Raw genomic sequence first — 14490 nt, 5'->3', positions numbered from 1 at the left:
TTATTCACGACTAATCTAAGAAAATCCTTAGAAATATCTCACCATCCTCTTAATAAACAACGGTTAAGTTGGGTTAAGATTTTCTGGACTCAACTACAGGGAAAAGTCTAAATGGATGGCAGTTTAATCCTATTTAACATATTAAATCCACCAGTTTTATTTTTCTTTCTGGGGATGCTAGCCGTTTTCCTCAAGTCTGATTTAGAAATTCCTCAGCCTCTGCCCAAGCTATTCTCACTTTATCTTTTGCTTGCCATCGGTTTTAAGGGGGGATATGAACTTCAAGAGAGTGGAATTAACCCAGAAATCGCCCTAACTCTTTTCGCGGCTATTTTAATGGCAGCGATTGTCCCAGTCTACTCTTTCTTCATTTTAAAACTTAAGCTTGACTCCTATAATGCGGCAGCTATTGCCGCAGCCTATGGCTCTATTAGTGCAGTTACTTTTATTACAGCTAGCTCTTTTTTAGAGAAGCTTAACATTCCCTTCGGTGGGCATATGGTGGCGGCTTTGGCTCTGATGGAATCTCCTGCTATTATTGTGGGCTTAATTCTAGTAAGGTCATTTACCAAAAACGACCAAGACGAGAAAGAAGGTAATAGTGAAAATTCTTGGTCTAAAGTTATGCACGAAGCTTTTCTTAATGGTTCAGTTTTCCTCTTAGTAGGTAGTTTGTTAATAGGAATACTAACTGGAAAAGAAGGGTGGGAAAAGCTACAGCCATTTACACAAGGAATCTTTTATGGAGCGTTAACTTTCTTTTTACTGGATATGGGATTAATTGCGGCTAAGCGTATTAAAGATTTAGCAAAAACAGGGTCGTTCTTAATTGCTTTTTCTGTATTCATGCCTGTAGCAAATGCAATTATCGGCATTTTGATTGCTAAAGCTATAGGCATTTCTCAAGGCAATGCTCTCTTATTTGCAGTACTGTGTGCCAGTGCTTCCTATATCGCAGTTCCTGCCGCTATGAGGTTAACTGTTCCCGAAGCTAATCCTAGTCTTTATGTTTCTATGGCCCTAGCACTAACCTTTCCTTTTAATATCATTGTCGGGATTCCTTTGTACCTAGAAATTATCAAACACTTGGGGTTCTAAGAACATGCAAAAAGTACAAAAGGTAGAAATAATTACGACCTCATTAGAACTAGAAAAGGTAATAGAACTTTTAGAAAAATTGGGAGTTTCTGGTTACACCGTAATCAAAGAAGCAACGGGTAAAGGGGATCGCGGCACGTCAATGAGTGATTTAGGTAGAGTATTCAGCAACAGCTATATAATGACTATTTGCACAGATGATGCACAAACAAAAGAAGTAGTGAAGGCTATTACACCAATCCTAAAAACTTTTGGTGGGGTGTGCATAGTGACTGAAGCCCAGTGGGTAGCACACTAGATTTTTTTACCTAGCCCTTAGCAAGGATGGGAGATAACAACCGCTCTTGAATGCCAAAAATGGTTAATTGAACATGGAGAATAAAATAATATTTTCAATTAACCATGTTCTGTTTGCGACGAATCCCCTGGCTTTCAAGCGAGGCAGCAATCAATCTATCTTCTGCCATCTATTACCTAGCTTCTACCTTCTGAATTAGTATTATTTTCACCATTATATTTTTTTTGTAGGCTACACTTTGAGTATAATTCAAGGTATTTTTTATGGCAATTTCACGGATAATTAACGGTGTCGGTGAATTTCACAAAAATTATTTTAACACCAATCGAGAGCTATTTAACCAACTCTCTCAGGGTCAGACCCCGGAAGTCCTCTTTATCACTTGCTCTGACTCTAGGATTGACCCCAACTTATTAACTCAAACCAAACCTGGAGAATTATTTATTATTCGTAATGTTGGTAATCTTGTGCCAGCTTATGGAGCAATAAATTACGGCGAAGGTGCGGGGATTGAATATGCTCTTACTGCTTTGAATATCAAGCATATTATTGTCTGTGGACATTCTCACTGCGGAGCCATGAAAGGGCTTTTGCAGTTAAATAATCTGGCTGAAGAGATGCCTTTAGTTTACAATTGGTTGAAGGCTTGTGCCGAACCAACTCGTCGTCTTGTCCAAGATAACTACCAGGCTTTTGAGGGGGAGAAACTCTTAAGATTAACTATTGAAGAGAATATCCTCACTCAGATAGAAAACTTGCAAACCTATCCAGTTATTCGCTCCAGACTACACAATGATACTGTTTATCTCCACGCCTGGGTTTACGAGATTGAGACGGGGCAGATATTCGCTTTCAATGCTAGTGAAGGTCAATTTACCCTGCTTGATCAGGTACCATTTCCCGTACCTGATCCTATCGCTGCTATGCATCCTTAATTATTAAGTTGTATCGATAGTTATCAACTACAAAAAGCTAATAATTATGATTACTTACCAACAGAAAGTCTGTAGTTACTAACTTAAGATGTGAGTGCCTGAAATTAATGAAATATGTAGGCACTCATAACTATTTTTAATTTAAAAGTCTTTTAAGTTAAGTAAAATTTTAACAAGATCAAATGTGTTTAATATAATCTAAAATACTTTCAAAATAAGCTAGCATAATACTATCAAAAATAATAAGTAGATGGTAGGAAATAACCATGACTCTTGCAATTAGTTTGGAGAGTAGGTATGACCACCCTAGATTGTGCCAGTGTTCCAGACTGGCTAGAGGGGTATTGCTTCCTAGCTGGCAGATGTAATAATCTAAGGCGGTTTCCCTTCCAGCATCAGCTTGATCAAACTGGATATTTTTCTAGTGGATATCTCTAATACATAGAATTTTTGCTCCTTGCTGGTAGAAAATCATCGATAAAAGTACAACATTAGGCGATCAAACGAGTCGCGCAGGTAACCCTATCGAGTAATCTGGTTTTTATTGCTGCTATGAATTGGTTTTTTGGAGTCTAAGGCATCTGAATTTATGATATTCAGCCTTGCTCGAAAGCTTGTCATTTCCTCGTTAGACTGGGCAAGTGTGCGAGTTGTGGCGTTCGCTACCATCGCCTTAACTACAACAATACTGGGAGTGCGATACCTGGGTGAACTGCAACCCTTAGAATTGGTTGTCTTTGACCAACTAATGCGGCTGCGTACCCAAGAAACAGAAGCGGATCCCCGAATCTTGCTAGTTGCGATCACAGAAAAAGACCTGCGATCGCAAAACCAATGGCCTCTATCAGATCAAGTGTTAGCTAAGCTGTTGAGTAAATTGCAAGCGGCTCAGCCAGCAGTGATTGGTCTAGATTTATATCGGAATCTTCCCGTAAAACCTGGTTATGACGAACTAATTGCTCAACTCAAGCAAAGCAATTTGATGGTGGTTCAAAGGATCAATACTTTAACAGGAGTAGCAGCACCTTCGGGGGTTTCTACAGAGCAAATTGGTTTCAATGATCTAGCAATTGACCCAGACGATGTAGTCCGCCGCAATATCTTGTTCGCTGAAAATGAACAAGGCACCCTCTATTCTTTTTCCTTACGTCTAGCTCTTGCCTATTTAGAAACTCAAGGTATTTCGCCGGAACCAAGCCAGATAAATCCGGAGTATCTTCAGCTAGGTGAAGCAGTCTTTGTGCCATTGACAGCCAATTCTGGTCAATATCAAGCTATCGATGCTCAAGGTTACCAGGTTTTGCTTAATTACCGCTCCGCTGGCCAGGTAGCGCGGCAAGTCACGATCAGCGAAGTCTTGAATGGTGCGATCGAGCCTGGTTTGGTGAAAGACAAAATTGTACTAATTGGCTCGATCGCACCCAGTCTGAAAGATACCTTCGCTACTCCTTACAGTCCCGCCCTCCGGGAAAACCACAAGATGCCTGGGGTGGTAATTCATGCTCAAATGGTCAGCCAAATACTAGACGCTGCGACTGGTAGGCGACTTTTATTCTCTTTTTGGCCTGAATGGGGGGAGATTTTCTGGATTATAAGCTGGATTGGGCTTGGCGGTATCATCGGTCGGATAACCTATCATCCTCTGGCTTTGAGTGTCAGCGCCGTTGTTAGTTTGACTGTTTTGTTTGCCACTGGCTTTTATTTGTTCAGCAAAGCCATCTGGGTGCCTCTAGCTGCCCCAGCAGGAGGATTTGTTTTAACAGTGGCTGTCGTCGTTACCTATCGTTCTTACCACGCACACCAAAAACAACAGATTGTCATGAAGCTGTTGGGGCAGAATACCTCACCAGAGATTGCTCAAGCATTGTGGCAAGGACGCGATCGCCTCCTTAAGTCTGGTAAGTTACCCGGAACCAACCTCACTGCCACCATGCTGTTTGCCGATGTTGTTGGCTTCAGCACTATCTCGGAACAAATGAGTCCCGAAGCTCTGCTGGATTGGTTAAATGAATTGTTAGAAGTAATCACCCATGAAGTGATCATCCGTCAGGGTGTGGTCAACAAGTTTACTGGCGACGGCGTTATGGCAGTTTTTGGAGTACCAACTTCTCGCCTTCACCAGAGAGAGGTAGACCAAGACGCCAGAGCAACCGTAGCTTGCGCTTTAGCTATCAGCGATCGCTTAAAGGAGATGAACCGGAATTGGCAGAGTCGGAACTTACCAGTAATTCAGATGCGGGTTGGGATTTTTACGGGTTCCATCGTCGCTGGTAGTTTAGGTGGCAAAGACCGCTTAGAATACGGCATCATTGGTGACAGCGTTAATATTGCCTCCCGTCTGGAAAGCTGTAGGAAAGACCAACAGCCGACTAACTGTCGCATCCTTATTGGCAAAGAAACTCTGGTTCATCTTCAAGGAGAGTTTCCGGTTGAATCCTGGGGCCCGTTAATCCTCAAAGGCAAACAGCAAATGATCGATGTTTATCGAGTTTTAGACAACTGATCATCGGTTTTTAGTCTGGGATTGAATTAAGTAATATTGCAACTGTTACAGGCAAACAATCAATGGCGGAGCTTTTATAGCAACATCAAAAATAATGTCCTTTGAAAACCGCTGAAAAATGTTTCACAAAATTTTGGTAGCTGTTGCCGGCCGGGGACTGTGTGAAGAGATGCTCAACATGTTGATGGAAATCCCTTCCTTACAACAGGCGTCGATCACGGTGCTACATGTTGTCCCGTCCCAAATTACTGCCGAAGCAATGGCAGCTAAACTAGAAGCAGGAGGTAAGATTCTGGCAGATGCTGTCAAGTCTTTGAAGATAGACCCCAGTAAAATCACTCCCAGACTTAAGCAGGGAGAACCCAAAGACGTAGTTCTCCAAGTTGCTGAGGAAGAGGATTCTGACCTAATTATTACTGGTTCCAGAGGACTTGAGCGTCTAGAATCAATTTTGCAAAACTCAGTTAGCCAGTACGTTTTCCAGTTGACTGACCGCCCGATGTTGTTAGTCAAAGACGATATCTACGTCAAAAAGATTAAACGCGTCATGGTAGCAATGGATAAATCTGTTGCTGCTCAGCAAAGCTTAGATTTGGCACTATCGTTTTTGCGAGACATCAAAGGTAGTCAAATCTTTCTGGTTCATGTTAACCCGGATCCAGAGCGTAAGTCGGGCGCTGATGCAACCGATCCCGAAAAAGACCCAGTGCTAGAACTAGCAGTGGCGGCGGCGAAAAAGCAGGGCGTTGCTTACCAGTGTCTTAACAGTACAGGTCAGGCGGGCAAAGCAATTTGCCAGTTAGCCCAAGAAAATAATATCGACTTGTTGATTCTCGGTTCTCCAGAACGGCGTCCCACCATTGCCAAGAGTCTACCGGATTTAGATCGATTACTGGGAGCTTCCCTCTCAGACTATGTTCGAGTGCATGCCGAATGCCCTGTATTATTGGCACGCACACCGGGTTAAAATCCCCAAGTCGGCTCTCTTAAGCTACAAAAAAACCCTGTCTGGCTAAAAGCTAAGACAGGGGGTTCAATTAGATTGCAGGTTCTAAGAATCTTCTTTGCCTTCGCGGCTAGCTGTTTGAATGTACAGAATCAACAAAAAGACTGTGGGAACCAAGACAAACAGAATGGTTGCAACAAACCCTAAATCGTTAACTTCCATTGAATCGGTGCCTCTAAATTGATTGTTTTTAATCTTAGTGACATTTCCCCTTCATCAAATTAAAATTTTTGACGAGGGCTTCAAACCTTGCGGCTTGAGCTTCCTGCTTCAGTGCTCCTCAAAAAAGGTAGCTCCACAGGCTTTATACGATGTGCCCCACCGCATTTCTGCTTGTTTTTAATTTTCTATGGCGATGCCGCAATTGCAGCTAGCTTCACCATAGAAATTAAAATACACCATTTTTACACCATTTTAATCGGGGGAGGTATGCTACTTGCACACCAATTTGAAAAATCTGGTGCAAGTTTTCTTGCTCCCTGCATTGGTGACTCAAAGAGAACCAAAAAGCCTCACTACGAGACAATCATTGGTAATCTTCCTTAAAGATTATTTAACACTATTAGCTAAATTTTGCGTACCCGTATTGTTTGAAGACGCTGTATTCTTCCGAGATGACGGCTTAGTTTTCACGCTCACAGGCCCATTGGCTAGGGTTTGGCAAGCTAAGCGGTAAGTATCGGGCTTTTTTTTCAGTTTCTGTTTTTCTACCTCAGTTCGAGGCGAAAGATTCTCCATACCCTCAACGATTTCTACCACACAGGTGCCACACTGACCGTAACCGCCACAGTTCATCATCTTGCCCATGAAGGTGTAAAGGTCAATTTCGTTTTGCAAAGCTTTCTCTCTTAAGTTAGCTCCATCAGCAGCAACTACTTCTTTGTCTTCGTTGACAAACTTGATATTAGCCATTACTTCTCCTGGGTTTCACCTTATCCCTATCTTATTAAGGAATATTAAATTATTCAGCTATTTCAGGAAAACTGCATCCTTAGCTACAGTTTGAGAGCATTAGGTTCAGGGGTTATGGCAAATCAAAAAGATTATTTTCTGGCAGATTACTAATAAATCTTTGCAGTTGTGCCAAAGCCCGATTGTACTCCACGATCGCCGTGAGTTGGCTAGATCTAGCTCTGGTAAGCGCCGATTGCTGATTAATGACATCCGTCTGGGTGCCTACACCGGCCTGAAATCGCAATCTTGCCAGTCGTAGGCTTTCTTCTGCCTGCTGAACCGCCACAGAGGTAGTTGCAATATTCTCTTCGTTAGAGTTTAACTGAAAGAAGGACCGTTCTACTTGCAGGCGTATCTGGTCACGAGCATTGGCAAAAGTAGTTTCGTTGATGGCAACATCAACTTCCGACTGCCGCGATCTAGCTCTAGCCGCTCCACCATCAAAAAAGTTCCACCGGAGTCTTGCCTGCAGGGCTACGCCGTCTGTCAGACCTACGCCATCGTCAAACACGTCTATGACATCGTAGCTGGCGATGAGATCTACTTGTGGTCTTACATCAGCTAGAGCAATACGCCTCTGCTGTTGATTAATATTTCTTTGCACCAATTGCTGTTGTAACTCGGCCCGGTTTTGCAAAGCCAGGACAATGCTTTGGGGTAGCGTGAGTTGCCACTCCCCTGCCTTTTGAATGGGGTCAGCTGCTGAGACTTCGACATCCGGAGCTAAATTTAATAACTCTACGAGAGTGCGTCGTGCAATGCGTTGACTACTAATCGCACTAATTAAATTTTGCCGATCATCTGCCAATTGCACTTCTTGCTGTAAGACTTCAAATCTAGTTCCTAACCCGGCTTGTTCAAGCAACTGAGCGTCTCGCAAGTTCTGCCCGGAAGATGCTACCGCGGCCTGAAAAATATCAACTTGCGCATCCGCCTGTTGCAAATTGTAGTAAGCTTCGGCAACATCTAGTCGCAGTTGTTCCGTAACCCGCTCTAATTCTAACTGTTGTAAGTTTACTCCTTCCTCTGCTGCCCTAATTTGCGCTGGTCTACGCCCTGAAGTGTATAGGGAGTAGCTTAATTGCAAGGACGCATTGGCGCTAGTTGAAACTGTATCGGGATCAATATCTTGCGGCGGTCGATTCTGTTGCTGTGCTAGTTCGTTTTCCTGTTGCTGTTGTAATTCTCCGTTGAGTTCCGCATTGGCAGAATCGCTACGGGTTAGATCTGCGGAAAGGCTCGCTGTGGGGAACCGAGCAGCTAAAGCTTCTCTAAGTTGCAACTCTTGACGTTGTAAGTTTAGCACTGCTTCCTGTAACTCCTGGCTGTTACGTCTTGCCAGTGCCAAAGCCTGTTGTAGAGTAATAGGTTGAACGGTTTCTACATCAACTTGTTCTGGTTGGTTAGGACGCGTTAAGGGATTAGGGCTGGGGTTGAGAAAGTCTAACTCTGGAGTTGTAGGTGTTGTCAGAGTCGGCTGTTGGCTGGTTGGTAGATTAGTGGGCGTTTCCGGGATTGGCTGTTGCTCTGCTGGTGGAGGGGGAGGGAGAGGAGGTGCTTCCAATGTTGGCACTTGACTCTCTAGCGGACTGTCTGTGGTTCTCTGAGTTTGCCCTTGGCTTTCTGGAGCAGTTTCTGTGGCTTCCAGCGTAGGTAGCTGATTTTCTAGTTGAGGAGACTCGACAACACTAGAGCCTTGTCCCGGTAGCACAGGTGAACTGGCATTGCCCTCGGTTGGTTCCGAGGCGGCACTTGGTTGACTGGATTGATCATTTGCTGAAAACCCAGCTTCGTGTATTTGTTCGTCGGAAATTGGGAAAATCGACTCCATGGAGTCAATAACCGCTGGCTCACCGAAGGCTGGGACAGGTTCATCCTCCCCAACAGCTGCTCCACTGGCTGCTTGTGCTACTAAAGGAGGTATTGGCTGAGGCTGTTGCGCACCTGCAACGACTGGCTTAGCGTTGCTGCTACTAACTGAATCAACAGTCTGCGCGGTAAGTGATGGTAAATTTTTTGAGGCACTAGGCTCGATACAGCTTAAGGCGATCGCCGCCCCCACACCTAGGGCCACGAAATGATGAGAAGTTGACATAAGTTGGTAATTTGGCCTTTAGTCTGAAATAACGGCTTTTCTTACGAAAATTAGCCCTCACCTGCTGCATAATACCTTGCCAGAAGGCTTGGGACTAAACAACTAAATACATGAAACAGCTCAGCACACTTTTAGCACAAAGCCAAGAATTTTATGATTGTCTCATAAACAACTACCAAGCTACGGCACTTGTAATTACAGAACGCCGTACTCTTTAGCACTATAGTGCTTTTTTCTCTTTAGTAAATTGTTCATTTAGCCACTGAATATCGGATATGAGTAATTCGATACATCGCTCTTTGGCTGCTTGCTGATAAGGATCCGTCAACTGCGGATACTCATTTTTGATGCTTTCTAAGCGTAGTTGACACACCATCAAGCGATGCTCCATTAGTTTCATTCTTTCTGTGGGTTCTAGATGGCTGAAGAAGAAAAACTTGATACCAAAGCGAGATCGACTATTAACCCAGCTTTCTTGAGGATACTCCAGCATCTTTTCGCGCCAACGTTGACGCCCCTGGTTAGTAATACAGTAGGTTTTGCGGCTGACCCCTGTCATTTCTAGCTCAGTTTCCATAGTAGCTGTAGCTATATACTCCCGTTCCTCTAGGCGCTTCAACAAAGGATAAATTGCACCATAGTTAGCGCTCAGGCAGTTGCTCATAAATAGCTCCAGTTCCTGTTTTAAGCGGTAGCCATGGAGTGGTTCACGCAGAAGTAGACCTAAAGTAGCAAGTTCAAGCATTTATATAACAGATTGATATAGTATCCTATAAACTAATTTAAGAGGCTACAGCTCACCTTCGTTTAATAAAAACATAGAAACTGTAATAGTGCCTCCGCATCTAGCCCTAAATCACAATAGCCAAGGCGATTTTAATGGCTAACATTGCAGCCCCCTTCTCAGACAAGTTGCTCGTTACAGCACTTCTAGTCTCATTGCTCACTGGTGCCTGTAGTCGTGGCGAACCACCTGCAGACGCTCAGGGACCGCAAGCAGTTCCGGTCAAATTACAGAGCGTTGAAACTAGCACAGTTGAAGAAAGTTCTGAGTTTGTTGGTAGCTTGGAAGCTAAGCAAAGAGTGGTTCTCAGACCCGAAACTGAGGGTAGAATCACTGATATTTTTACCTCATCAGGTAACAGAGTTACCGTGGGTAATCCGATTGTGCAACTGCGTCCCAATAAAAGTAGAGCACAAGTAGGTGCAGCACTTGCCAATATTAACGCGGCTAAAGCCTCGCGAGATAACGCCCAGGCTCAACTGAGGGCAGCACAAGCAGAACAAATTAGTGCAGCTGCGGATGTAGAACTCCAAAACGATGAGTTTGGGCGGATCTCTACATTAGTGGCTCAAGGTGCTTTTGCCCAGCAACGCCTAGACCAAGTAAGACGCGATCGCAACACTGCCATTTCCAGCTTAAACGCAGCCAAAGAGAGGGTTCAAGCAGCTAGAGCTAGTTTAGATCAGGCAAATGCCGTACTCTCACAAACCCAGTCAGCAGCAGAAGTTGCTAGCGAGGACTTACAAGAGAACAGAATTGTTGCCCCGATCGCCGGTATTGTAGGAGACATCCCTGTAAAAGTGGGAGATTATGTTGAAACCAGTGACACCCTGACCACAATCACGGACAACCAGACTTTAGAGCTAGAAATCCGCATTGATTCCGGTCAAAGAGATCAGCTACGTTTGGGAGTTCCAGTAGAGCTGAAACTCCTGCAAAAAGATAGCCCCGTAATCGCCACAGGTCGAATTAGTTTTATTTCACCTCAATTTGACCCTAATACTCAAAGCATTTTAGCAAAAGCCAGTTTTCCTAATCCTGAAGGTCGCCTACAAGACAAGCTCAAAGTACAAGCCAGAGTGATTTGGCAAGAGAACCCCGGAGTTTTAGTCCCAACTGCCGCTATATCACGCTTGGGAGGGCAAACTTTTGTCTACGTAGCCCAAGCACCAGAAAAATCCGAGCAAGCATCATCTCAGTCGGGAGAAGTTCAGCAAATAGCTCGGCAAAAGCCCGTTAAATTGGGCCAGATTCAAGACAATCAATACCAAGTACTAGAAGGAGTAGAACCAGGAGACAAAATTATAGTTTCTGGCATTCAGAACTTATCTGACGGCACTCCGATTGCTCCTGAACCTCAAAGCTCATCAGCACCTGCCCAGTAAGAATTATGGCGTTGCACACTCAAGGGACGAAGAAAGACAAGGAGGACAAGAAATCGGCGGAAATCTCCAATTATCACGCAACTAGGCAACGCCCGAATTAACTCAGCCCAATCCAACTGCTTTTCTGAAGTTTATGTTTGTTGACTTCTTCATTAAGCGACCCGTCTTCACGACGGTATGCTCCTTAATTATCCTCTTAGTGGGAGCTGTCAGCATTCCCACTTTGCCCGTCGCTCAATACCCCGATATCAGCCCCAAGCAAGTTAACGTCAGTGCTAACTATAACGGCGCTGACGCCCAAACGGTGGAAAATGCAGTAACCACGATCCTTGAAAGGCAGATCAACGGGGTCGAGGGCATGCGCTACATGACCTCAAGTAGCAGTAATGACGGCAATAGCACAATTACTGTGACCTTTGAGTCAACACGAGATCAAGATATTGCCGCCGTTGATGTCCAAAATCGAGTCTCCATCGCCCAACCCCAGCTACCGGATGCAGTAACCCAAACGGGGGTGACTGTTAGCAAGCAGTCCAGCAACATCCTGATGGGGTTTGGTCTTTATACGGAAAACGGTGAGTACGACAATATATTTTTAAGCAACTATGCCGATCTCTACCTGGTAGATGCCCTTAAACGAGTCAATGGCGTTGGTAACGTCAGAATTTTTGGGGAACGTACCTACGCGATGCGCCTCTGGCTTGACCCTAATCAACTCGCCAGCCGTAACCTCACTACTCAGGATGTAATTGACGCTCTACGAGAACAGAACATCCAAGTAGGCGCTGGCCGTATTGGTCAACAGCCAGCCCCAAAAGACCAACAATATCAAATTGACCTGCGGGCAGTCAGTAGACTTGAAAATGTCTCCGAATTTGAAGATCTGGTTTTAGCCACCGGTGAAGAGGGCACGCTGGTTAAACTCAAAGATGTAGGTAGGGCGGAACTCGGAGCACAGAACTACAACACCTTCCTGCGATTTCGCAAAAACGAGGCTGTGGGTTTAGGGATTTATCAGGTTCCCGGCAGCAATGCCCTAGATGTGGGTAAGGCAGTTAAAGCCGAAATGGCTCGACTATCTGAGGATTTTCCACCGGGAGTCAAATATGATATTGGTTTTGATACGACCAATTTCGTTGAGCAGTCCCTCTCAGAAGTAGTCTGGACTCTCCTGCAAGCAGTCGGTCTAGTGGTCTTAGTAATTTTTATTTTTTTGCAGGACTGGCGAACTACCCTGATTCCTGCTATCACCATTCCCGTTGCTTTAATTGGTACATTTGCTTTCGTCAAGGTTTTCAATTTTTCCATCAACAGTCTCACCTTATTTGGTTTGACCCTAGCCACGGGGATGGTGGTTGATGACGCGATTATTGTCGTGGAGGATATCACCACTAAAATCCAAAGTGGTGGAATGAAGCCCCGTCGAGCCGCCATTGAGGCAATGCATGAACTGTTTGGGGCAGTAATTGCCACCTCACTGGTATTGATGGCAGTGTTTATCCCCGTTGCCTTCTTCCCAGGGACTACCGGCGCACTTTATCGGCAATTTGCTCTCACTATCGCTTTTGCGATCGCAGTTTCTACCTTTAATGCCCTAACCCTTACTCCTACCCTTTCAGGTTTATTACTACGTCAAAGACCAGAAAGAGGTGGTTGGATTGGTCGAATTTTTGGGGTGTTTAATAGCTTTCTCGAAGGGCTAAGAAATCTCTACCAGCGAGTTCTTAACTTCCTGACGCGCATTAAAGGCATTGTTATGATCGCTTTTGCTGCTCTGTTAGTATTTACCGCTTGGTTTTACACTACTGTCCCTTCAGCCTTTCTGCCCGATGAAGACCAAGGCTATTTCATTACGATTATCCAAGGACCTGAGGGAACTTCGCTCAACTATACCAGCAAGGTAATGAGTCAAGTTGAAGACATCTTGCTGAAAAATAAGGAAGTACTGGCAACTTTTGCCGTCGGTGGTTTTGGTTTTAGCGGCAATACTGCCAATAGCGGCGTCATTTTCACTACTCTTATCCCTTGGTCAGAGCGTAAAGATCCTTCCGAATCTGCTCTAGCGATTATTGACAGAGTGCGTGGTTCTCTCATGGGGATTCCAGAAGCGAGGATATTACCTGTTAACCCGCCTCCAATTCAAGGTTTGGGTAGTTTTGGCGGTTTTCAATTTCAGCTACAAGACCGTAGAGGGAATTTGGGTCTAGATACTCTGATTGCTAATATGGGTAAGTTACTGGGAGCTGCTAATCAAAATCCAGACTTGCAGGCTGTATTTAGTACCTATGCTGCCAACACACCTCAGATGTTAATTGAGGTAGACCGCAATCGAGCTAAGGCACTACAAGTTGATATTGACGAGATCTTTAATACCTTACAGACTTATTTGGGTTCGCGATATGTCAACGACTTTACTTTGGAACGGCGGACTTATCGAGTGTATGTGCAAGCAGATCAGCAGTTTCGCTCTAATCCGCAGGACATAAACAGCTTGTATGTGCGCTCAAACCAGGATCAGATGATTCCTTTGGGCAATCTGGTGACAGTTACTCCCACCACTGGAGCGCAAACGATTAATCACTATAATCTATTCCGGTCGATTGAAATCAATGGTAGTCCAGCCCCTGGTGCTAGTTCGGGAGATGCCATTCAAGCGATGGAGCAGGTATCAGCCCAAGTATTGCCACCAGGTATGGGCTACGAATGGTCTGGCACTTCCCTAGAAGAGGTTGAGTCTGGTGGTCAAGCCCCAACCATTTTTGGCTTTGGACTAGTCTTAGTTTTCCTGGTACTGGCTGCTCAGTACGAAAGCTATGTTGACCCGGTAATTATTCTCTTCTCGGTTCCTTTGGCAGTCTTGGGCGCTCTTGGAGCTCAGTCGCTGCGGGGCTTACCTAATGATGTCTATTGTCAGATTGGTTTAGTGATGCTAATTGGTTTGGCAAGTAAAAACTCGATTTTGATTGTGGAATTTGCCAACCAACTCCGAGAACAGGGTTTAAGTATTTCCAAAGCCGCAGTTGAAGCAGCTCAACAGCGTCTGCGACCAATTCTGATGACGGCTATTTCCACCCTGTTGGGTATTTTCCCTTTAGTAGTTGCGACTGGTGCTGGCTCAGGTAGCCGACAATCCCTGGGGACGGCGGTGTTTGGCGGTATGCTTATCGCTACTTTCCTCAGTCTATTGATCGTGCCGATTCTCTATATAGTGATCAAGTCGTTTAGCGATCGCTTATTTAATTCTCGTTCCCAAAAGAAACCGAAAAAACATCAAGATGATCGAGATTCCCAAGATTATTTACCAGTGAAAAGCTCTTCCGACAAGGAGCCCTTGAATTTACCGTAAGTAACAAAAATTAAATATCGAGAAAAGTTTCTTTACCTCAGTACCAAGCCCAGGCACAACACCTGGGCTTTTTTTGTCTGTGATGT

General features: G+C 44.6%; 11 protein-coding genes. 7 read left to right on the top strand and 4 right to left on the bottom strand.

Features of this window, described 5'->3' with window-relative positions; all coding sequences use genetic code 11:
* Nucleotides 1-111 precede the first annotated feature (111 nt).
* From ACT7WV_RS00480 to ACT7WV_RS00460, 5 genes are all read left to right on the top strand, one after another.
* Nucleotides 112-1098: a sodium-dependent bicarbonate transport family permease gene (locus ACT7WV_RS00480; RefSeq protein ID WP_445101004.1), complete on the top strand. Its 987-nt coding sequence runs from the start codon at nucleotides 112-114 to the stop codon at nucleotides 1096-1098.
* 4 nt (nucleotides 1099-1102) lie between these two features.
* Complete coding sequence (locus tag ACT7WV_RS00475) at nucleotides 1103-1396, top strand: P-II family nitrogen regulator (protein WP_445101003.1); 294 nt, start codon at nucleotides 1103-1105, stop codon at nucleotides 1394-1396.
* Nucleotides 1397-1659: 263 nt separating this feature from the next.
* Nucleotides 1660-2331, top strand: a complete 672-nt coding sequence (locus ACT7WV_RS00470) for a carbonic anhydrase (protein WP_445101002.1) — start codon at nucleotides 1660-1662, stop codon at nucleotides 2329-2331.
* A gap of 589 nt (nucleotides 2332-2920) precedes the next feature.
* Nucleotides 2921-4834, top strand: a complete 1914-nt coding sequence (locus tag ACT7WV_RS00465; RefSeq protein WP_445101001.1) for a CHASE2 domain-containing protein — start codon at nucleotides 2921-2923, stop codon at nucleotides 4832-4834.
* Between the two features lie 118 nt (nucleotides 4835-4952).
* Nucleotides 4953-5801 carry a universal stress protein gene (locus ACT7WV_RS00460; RefSeq protein ID WP_445101000.1) on the top strand — a complete coding sequence of 283 codons (849 nt, stop codon included), beginning with the start codon at nucleotides 4953-4955 and terminating at the stop codon, nucleotides 5799-5801.
* Nucleotides 5802-5885: 84 nt separating this feature from the next.
* Here ACT7WV_RS00460 and psbM read toward each other — a convergent pair whose 3' ends face one another.
* From psbM to ACT7WV_RS00440, 4 genes are all read right to left on the bottom strand, one after another.
* Nucleotides 5886-6002: a photosystem II reaction center protein PsbM gene (gene psbM, locus ACT7WV_RS00455; protein ID WP_445100999.1), complete on the bottom strand. Its 117-nt coding sequence runs from the start codon at nucleotides 6000-6002 to the stop codon at nucleotides 5886-5888.
* A gap of 387 nt (nucleotides 6003-6389) precedes the next feature.
* The gene (locus tag ACT7WV_RS00450) at nucleotides 6390-6752 is read right to left on the bottom strand and encodes a 2Fe-2S iron-sulfur cluster-binding protein (RefSeq protein WP_463424130.1); all 363 of its coding nucleotides are present in this window, start codon (nucleotides 6750-6752) and stop codon (nucleotides 6390-6392) included.
* A gap of 112 nt (nucleotides 6753-6864) precedes the next feature.
* Nucleotides 6865-8889: a TolC family protein gene (locus tag ACT7WV_RS00445; protein ID WP_445100998.1), complete on the bottom strand. Its 2025-nt coding sequence runs from the start codon at nucleotides 8887-8889 to the stop codon at nucleotides 6865-6867.
* Nucleotides 8890-9109: 220 nt separating this feature from the next.
* Complete coding sequence (locus ACT7WV_RS00440) at nucleotides 9110-9634, bottom strand: PadR family transcriptional regulator (protein ID WP_445100997.1); 525 nt, start codon at nucleotides 9632-9634, stop codon at nucleotides 9110-9112.
* Between the two features lie 134 nt (nucleotides 9635-9768).
* Between ACT7WV_RS00440 and ACT7WV_RS00435 the strand changes: the two genes are divergently transcribed.
* Together ACT7WV_RS00435 and ACT7WV_RS00430 are read left to right on the top strand one after the other, a co-directional pair.
* A complete protein-coding gene (locus ACT7WV_RS00435) occupies nucleotides 9769-11058 on the top strand; it encodes an efflux RND transporter periplasmic adaptor subunit (protein ID WP_445100996.1) in 1290 nt (429 codons plus the stop codon).
* 133 nt (nucleotides 11059-11191) lie between these two features.
* Nucleotides 11192-14404 (top strand): efflux RND transporter permease subunit, encoded by a 3213-nt coding sequence (locus ACT7WV_RS00430; protein ID WP_445100995.1) that lies wholly within the window; start codon nucleotides 11192-11194, stop codon nucleotides 14402-14404.
* The last annotated feature ends 86 nt before the right edge of the window (nucleotides 14405-14490 follow it).

The organism is Symploca atlantica LB2515 (assembly GCF_052546295.1).
This window is presented reverse-complemented; position numbering and strand designations above follow the sequence as displayed.

Excerpts from the sequence above, each read along its gene's own strand:
- ACT7WV_RS00480 (WP_445101004.1), top strand. The coding sequence starts at position 112 with ATGGATGGCAGTTTAATCCTATTTAACATATTAAATCCACCAGTTTTA.
- ACT7WV_RS00475 (WP_445101003.1), top strand. The coding sequence starts at position 1,103 with ATGCAAAAAGTACAAAAGGTAGAAATAATTACGACCTCATTAGAACTA.
- ACT7WV_RS00470 (WP_445101002.1), top strand. The coding sequence starts at position 1,660 with ATGGCAATTTCACGGATAATTAACGGTGTCGGTGAATTTCACAAAAAT.
- ACT7WV_RS00465 (WP_445101001.1), top strand. The coding sequence starts at position 2,921 with ATGATATTCAGCCTTGCTCGAAAGCTTGTCATTTCCTCGTTAGACTGG.
- ACT7WV_RS00460 (WP_445101000.1), top strand. The coding sequence starts at position 4,953 with ATGTTTCACAAAATTTTGGTAGCTGTTGCCGGCCGGGGACTGTGTGAA.
- psbM (WP_445100999.1), bottom strand. The coding sequence starts at position 6,002 with ATGGAAGTTAACGATTTAGGGTTTGTTGCAACCATTCTGTTTGTCTTG.
- ACT7WV_RS00450 (WP_463424130.1), bottom strand. The coding sequence starts at position 6,752 with ATGGCTAATATCAAGTTTGTCAACGAAGACAAAGAAGTAGTTGCTGCT.
- ACT7WV_RS00445 (WP_445100998.1), bottom strand. The coding sequence starts at position 8,889 with ATGTCAACTTCTCATCATTTCGTGGCCCTAGGTGTGGGGGCGGCGATC.
- ACT7WV_RS00440 (WP_445100997.1), bottom strand. The coding sequence starts at position 9,634 with ATGCTTGAACTTGCTACTTTAGGTCTACTTCTGCGTGAACCACTCCAT.
- ACT7WV_RS00435 (WP_445100996.1), top strand. The coding sequence starts at position 9,769 with ATGGCTAACATTGCAGCCCCCTTCTCAGACAAGTTGCTCGTTACAGCA.
- ACT7WV_RS00430 (WP_445100995.1), top strand. The coding sequence starts at position 11,192 with ATGTTTGTTGACTTCTTCATTAAGCGACCCGTCTTCACGACGGTATGC.